This window comes from Kitasatospora putterlickiae, assembly GCF_039527695.1.
In the GTDB taxonomy this organism is placed as follows: domain Bacteria; phylum Actinomycetota; class Actinomycetes; order Streptomycetales; family Streptomycetaceae; genus Kitasatospora; species Kitasatospora putterlickiae.
Genome location: NZ_BAAAKJ010000226.1, coordinates 1 through 5,733, shown reverse-complemented (window position 1 = coordinate 5,733; position 5,733 = coordinate 1). Strand labels below are relative to the sequence as shown.

The following is a 5,733-nucleotide window of genomic DNA, read 5'->3' as shown; positions in this document are numbered from 1 at the left end:
GCAGCCGTGACCCCCCACTCCCCCGCCGAACCCGACCTGCGCCACCACGGGGACGCCGAGGTGCGCGCCGACGGCGCCGGCCTGGTCGACCTCGCCGTCAACGTCCGCACCGGCACGCCCCCGGCGTGGCTGCGCGAGCGCCTCGCCGCCACCCTCGGCGACCTCGCCGCCTACCCCGACGGCACCGCCGCCCGGGCCGCGGTCGCCGCACGGCACGGGCGGCCGGCCGGGGAGGTACTGCTCACCTCGGGCGCCGCCGAGGCCTTCGTGCTGCTCGCCCGCACCCTGACGGCACGTCACATCGTCGTCGTGCACCCGCAGTTCACCGAACCCGAGGCCGCGCTACGGGACGCCGGACACCCGGTGCGACGGGTGCTGCTCACCCCGGAGGACGGCTTCCGGCTGACCGGGGGTGCCATACCGGAGGAGGCCGACCTGGTGGTGCTCGGCAACCCCACCAACCCCACCTCCGTCCTCCACCCGGCCGCCGCCGTCGCCGCCCTGGCCCGGCCCGGCCGCACCCTGGTGATCGACGAGGCGTTCATGGACACCGTGCCCGGCGAGAGCCAGTCCCTCGCCTCCCTCCGGGACCTGCCCGGCCAGGTGGTGGTGCTGCGCAGCCTCACCAAGACCTGGGGGCTGGCCGGACTGCGGATCGGCTACGCGCTCGGCCCGGCGCCGCTGATCGCCGCCCTGGGCGCCACGCAGCCGCTCTGGCCGGTCTCCACCCCGGCCCTGGTCGCCGCCGAGGCCTGCTCCGCACCGTCCGCGCTCGCCGAGGCCGAGCGGGCGGCGCACGAACTCGCCTTCCGGCGCGAGTACCTGGTGAAGCGGCTGACCGCCTTCCCGGCCGTCCGGGTGCACGGCGAACCGGCGGCGTCCTTCGTGCTCGTCGAACTCCCCGGCGCCGACGCCATCCGCGCCCGGCTGCGCGCCCTCGGCTTCGCCGTCCGCCGGGGCGACACCTTTCCCGGCCTCGGCCCGGACTGGCTGCGCCTCGCCGTGCGGGACGAGGCCACCACGGACCGCTTCCTGGCCGCGCTGGCGACCGCGCTCGGGGGCGTCCGGGACACCGGCTACTCGCAGATCCCCGCCTCGGCGGCCGGCTCCAGCAGCACCGGACCGGCGAGGTAGCCGGGGGCGTCGAAGCGGAGCCGGTCGGCGGCGGTGAGCGTCGCCCAGCCGGGCAGCACGCGGGGCGCCGAGCCGGGGCCCTGCGCGCCGGGGAGGCCGGGCGGCAGGACCGGCCGCTTCGGCGTCCACCAGTGGCGCCCGGCGAAGCGAAGGTGGCTGGTCTCGCAGCGGGTGTTCCAGTCGAGCGCGTAGGGGACGCCCACGGCGGCGGCGGTGCCGGGGTCGGCCGGAGTCACCCCGGGCGTCACCTCGCGGTGCGGCGGCGGCAGGACGGCGGTCCCCGCCGTGGTCACCGCCGCCGTGATCACCGCCTCGCCCGCCGCCGCCGTGGGCCGCACCGTGACGGGGGCCGGCCGGCCGCCGTCGGCCGGCGAGGTCGCCAGCACCACGGCCGGCACCGCCACGGCGACCACCACCACCGACCAGCGGGCCGCCCAGACCCACCGCCCCTCCGCCGTCTCCCGCTCCCCGCCGCCGAACTCCCGATCCCCACGCATCCCGGTCGCCTCCTCCGAGCCTCGTCCTGGTGACGATGGGACCCTCCTGCCCGGAATCCGGTTCCCCGCACATCAGGCGGCCGGCACCACCGGGTCACCCGCCACCACCCGCCCGGGCATCAGCACCGCGAGTGCTCGGCGCCCACCACGCGCCCGGTCCCGGCGTCCAGCAGCGTGTACCCGCGGTCAGGGCCGTTTTTGCCATCCCCTTTCGGCGGCGCGCTCTGCGACAGGATCGGGATGTTTCCCGCACCGGGCCGTGAACGACGCCGTCGTACGGTCGTGGTGCGCCGGTGAGCAGCACCGGCGCACCACGACCCTGGGGGAACCCGCATGCGCCCGCGCCGTCTCGCTCTCACCGCCCTCGCCGTCGCGGCGCTCGCCGCCACCGCCACCGCGTGCGGGCCGGAGAACGGCGACACCGCCGCCGCTCCCGCGTCGAGCCCGGCCGCCACCACGGCGCCGGCCGCCACCACCGCGCCGTCCACGCCCGCGAAGCCCTCCGCCGCCACCTCCTCCTCCGCCCCCTCCGCGGCTCCCGCCGCCGTGCCCGCGGGCACCTGCGGCGCCAAGGACCTCGTCCTCACCGCCACGACGGAGTCCCAGGCGGGCGGCTACCTCCTGATCGCCGCCAAGGCCAAGCCGGGCGTCACCTGCACCCTCCCGCCCCGGCCCCCGGTCATCGCCTTCGGATCGCGCGGCATCGAGGCGTCCAAGGCCGAGCAGGGCGTCAGCCAGCCGATCAAGCTCAGCGGCACGGACACCGCGTACGCGGGCGTCATGGCGAAGACCACCAAGGACAACCAGGCCGTCGAGTTCAGCGACGTCATCGTGGGCATCGGCAGCCCGGACCCGGACCCGGTCAGCCTGCCGATCGGCCCGACCGGCGTGGACCGGCCGATCGTCACCAACTGGCACAACCTCCCGCAGAACGCCGTGCCCGTCCGCTGAGGGAAAACCGCTGGTCGTCCGGCCGGATCCCTGCTTGGATCCGGCCATGACCAGTGACGTCACCGATGCCGACGCCCTGCCGGACGGCTACGAGATCTCGACCGACCCCGCGCGCCTGGACGTCGCGCTGATCCACCGGTGGCTGTCCCAGGACGCCTACTGGGCGCTCGGCCGCAGCCGCGAGAAGCAGGACCGGGCGATCGCCGGCTCGCTCAACTTCGGGCTCTACGAGCAGGCTTCGGGCGGCCAGGTCGGCTACGCCCGGGTGGTCACCGACCACGCCACCTTCGCCTGGCTGTGCGACGTCTACATCGCCCCGACCGCCCGTGGCCGCGGCCTCGGCACCGCCCTGGCCGCCACCGTCCGCGACGAACTCGCCGCGGAGGGCCTGCGCCGCGTCCTGCTCGCCACCGCCGACGCCCACGGCGTCTACGCGAAGGTGGGCTTCGAGGCGGTGGCGAAGCCGGAGAAGTGGATGGTCCTGGGCGCGCAGTAGCCGGCCCCGGCCGGGGTTACCCCTCCGGCCGGCGCCACAGGCCGCGGGCGGCCAGCACCGGCAGCACGCCCTCGCCGAACCAGTACGCCTCCTCCAGGTGCGGCATCCCGCTGAGCACGAACTCGTCGATGCCCAGCTCGTGGTACTCGGTGACCAGGTCGGCGACCTCCCGGTGGCTGCCCACCAGCGCCGTCCCGGCCCCGCCCCGCAGCAGGCCGACGCCCGCCCACAGCCCGGGGTACACCTCCAGCCGCTCCGCCGAGCCGCCGTGCAGCGCGAGCATCCGGCGCTGTCCCACCGACTCGCTGCGGGCCAGCGCCCGTTGGGTCTCCCGGACGCGCTGCGGGTCCATCGCCGCGAGCAGCCGCTCCGTCTCCGCCCACGCCTGCGCCGAGGTGTCCCGGGTGATCACGTGCAGCCGGATCCCGAACCGCACCGTCCGGCCCTCCCGCGCCGCGAGGTCACGGATCCAGCCGATCTTCTCCCGCACCTGCGCGGGCGGCTCGCCCCAGGTGAGGTACACGTCCGCGTACCGCGCGGCCACCTCGCCCGCCGCCGGGGACGACCCGCCGAAGTACACCGGCGGCACCGGGTCGGGCAGCCGGTTCAACCCGGCGCCCTCGACCCGCAGATGGGGGCCGTCGTGGTCCACCGTCTCGCCCGCCCAGAGCCGCCGCACGACCGACAGGAACTCCCCGGTGCGGGCGTAACGCGCGTCCTTGTCCAGGAAGTCCCCGTACGCGCGCTGCTCCGCCGACTCCCCGCCGGTCACCACGTTCAGCAACAGCCGCCCGCCGGAATGCCGTTGGTACGTCGCCGCCATCTGCGCCGCCAGCGTCGGCGCGATCTGCCCGGGCCGGAACGCCACCAGGTACTTGAGCCGCTCGGTCACCTGGGTGAGCATCGCCGTCGTCAGCCACGCGTCCTCGCACCACGCCCCGGTCGGCGTCAGCGCCCCCTCGAACCCCAACTGCTCGGCGCTGCGGGCGATCTGCCCCAGATACCCGAGGGACGGCGGCCGATCACCCCCGACCACCCCGGGCGTCGACCCGTGCCCGCCGCCGACGACATGCCGGCTGTCCCCGTTCGTGGGCAGGAACCAGTGAAACGTCAACGTCATGAGCACACACTCCGGTGTCGGGAGCCGCCTGAAGGGAGGGAGGTGAACCACTCACCGGCGACAGGCGTCCGCACACACGCGCGCCAGATCCACGTGCAGACGTCGCACGAGGCACGTGGAGGAAGTCATGAGCGGAATTATCCGCTCCCGCCCGGCGCCGATCAAGGGAGCCTCCCGCCCGGGCACGGGTGACCGGCGGAAAACGGCCACAGGGCCTCCCCGGTGAGGTGGGGAGGCCCTGCGGGCGGTGCGAGGGGGGTGGATCAGACCAGGCCGGCCTTCTCCAGGGCGGCGCAGCAGGTGTTGATCAGCAGGCGGGTGACGACGTAGGGGTCGACGTTCGCGTTCGGGCGGCGGTCCTCGATGTAGCCCTTCCGCTCGACCTCGACCTGCCACGGGATGCGGACCGAGGCGCCGCGGTCGGAGACGCCGTAGGAGTAGACGTTCCACGGGGCGGTCTCGTGCTTGCCGGTCAGGCGGGACTCGATGTCGGCGCCGTACTGGGTGACGTGCTCCAGGACCTTCTCCTGGGAGGTGCCCAGCGACTCGCAGGCGGTGATGATCGCGTCGTAGTTCTCGCGCATCGCCTTGGTGGAGAAGTTGGTGTGCGCGCCGGCACCGTTCCAGTCGCCGCGGGCGGGCTTCGCGTCGAGGGTGGCGTCGATGCCGAACTCCTCGGCGGTGCGGTAGAGCAGGTAGCGGGCGATCCACATGTCGTCGGAGACGGTCAGGGCGTCGACCGGGCCGATCTGGAACTCCCACTGGCCGGGCATGACCTCGGCGTTGATGCCGCAGATGGCCAGGCCGGCCTCGATGCAGCGGTCGAGGTGCAGCTCGACGATCTCGCGGCCGAAGACCTCCTCGGCGCCGACGCCGCAGTAGTAGCCGCCCTGCGGGGCCGGGTAGCCGCCCTCGGGGAAGCCGAGCGGGCGGGAGCCCTTGAAGAAGGTGTACTCCTGCTCGATGCCGAAGATCGACTCCTGCGCCGCGTACTGCTCGGCGACGGAGCGCAGCAGGGCGCGGGTGTTGGACTCGTGCGGGGTGCCGTCGGTCTCGTGGACCTCGCAGAGGACGAGGATGTGGTCGCCGCCGCGGATCGGGTCCGGGGTGACGCGCACCGGCGTCAGCACGCGGTCCGAGGCGTGGCCCTCGGCCTGGCTGGTCGAGGAGCCGTCGAAGCCCCAGGTGGGGATCTTGTCCGCGTTCGGCAGGACGCGAGTCTTGGAACGGAGCTTGGCGGTCGGCTTGGTGCCGTCGATCCAGATGTACTCGGCCTTGATTGCCACGGCGGTGTCCCTCGCAAACTGAGTGGTGGGTGCCCGCGTAGCGTTGCAAGCCGCCGTTTCCCGGTTGTTCCTCTTGTGTAACGCGCATGTGAACCAACCGTCCGCATTGGCACGGTCACGGTGCGGGAGTGCCGCAGGTGGCACTCCCGCACCCGTGGGGAACCGGGGTCAGCGCCGGCGGGCGTGGGCCGGGGCGGCGGCGCGGCGGCGGCGGGTGGCCCAGAGGGCGCAGGCGCCTCCGGCGACCAG

At 74.6% G+C, this 5,733-nt stretch carries 6 protein-coding genes; 3 read left to right on the top strand and 3 right to left on the bottom strand.

The genetic code is table 11. The annotated features are described in order from the left end of the window. The first annotated feature begins 6 nt into the window (after nt 1-6). On the top strand, nt 7-1,134 hold the full coding sequence (cobC, locus tag ABD308_RS22910; RefSeq protein WP_344338092.1) for an Rv2231c family histidinol phosphate aminotransferase CobC: 1,128 nt from the start codon (nt 7-9) through the stop codon (nt 1,132-1,134). Here cobC and ABD308_RS22905 read toward each other — a convergent pair. Next, nucleotides 1,077-1,631 carry a hypothetical protein gene (locus tag ABD308_RS22905; protein ID WP_344338090.1) on the bottom strand — a complete coding sequence of 185 codons (555 nt, stop codon included), beginning with the start codon at nt 1,629-1,631 and terminating at the stop codon, nt 1,077-1,079. The genes cobC and ABD308_RS22905 overlap by 58 nt on opposite strands. Nucleotides 1,632-1,964: 333 nt before the next feature. Here ABD308_RS22905 and ABD308_RS22900 point away from each other — a divergent pair, with 333 nt between their 5' ends. Together ABD308_RS22900 and ABD308_RS22895 are read left to right on the top strand one after the other, a co-directional pair. After that, nucleotides 1,965-2,582, top strand: a complete 618-nt coding sequence (locus tag ABD308_RS22900) for a hypothetical protein (protein ID WP_344338089.1) — start codon at nt 1,965-1,967, stop codon at nt 2,580-2,582. Nucleotides 2,583-2,628: 46 nt separating this feature from the next. After that, nucleotides 2,629-3,078, top strand: a complete 450-nt coding sequence (locus ABD308_RS22895) for a GNAT family N-acetyltransferase (RefSeq protein WP_344338088.1) — start codon at nt 2,629-2,631, stop codon at nt 3,076-3,078. Between the two features lie 16 nt (nt 3,079-3,094). Here ABD308_RS22895 and ABD308_RS22890 read toward each other — a convergent pair whose 3' ends face one another. Then, nucleotides 3,095-4,198 carry an LLM class flavin-dependent oxidoreductase gene (locus tag ABD308_RS22890; RefSeq protein ID WP_344338087.1) on the bottom strand — a complete coding sequence of 368 codons (1,104 nt, stop codon included), beginning with the start codon at nt 4,196-4,198 and terminating at the stop codon, nt 3,095-3,097. Nucleotides 4,199-4,461: 263 nt separating this feature from the next. Continuing rightward, nucleotides 4,462-5,484 carry a glutamine synthetase GlnII gene (gene glnII, locus ABD308_RS22885; protein WP_344338085.1) on the bottom strand — a complete coding sequence of 341 codons (1,023 nt, stop codon included), beginning with the start codon at nt 5,482-5,484 and terminating at the stop codon, nt 4,462-4,464. Nucleotides 5,485-5,733: the final 249 nt, after the last annotated feature.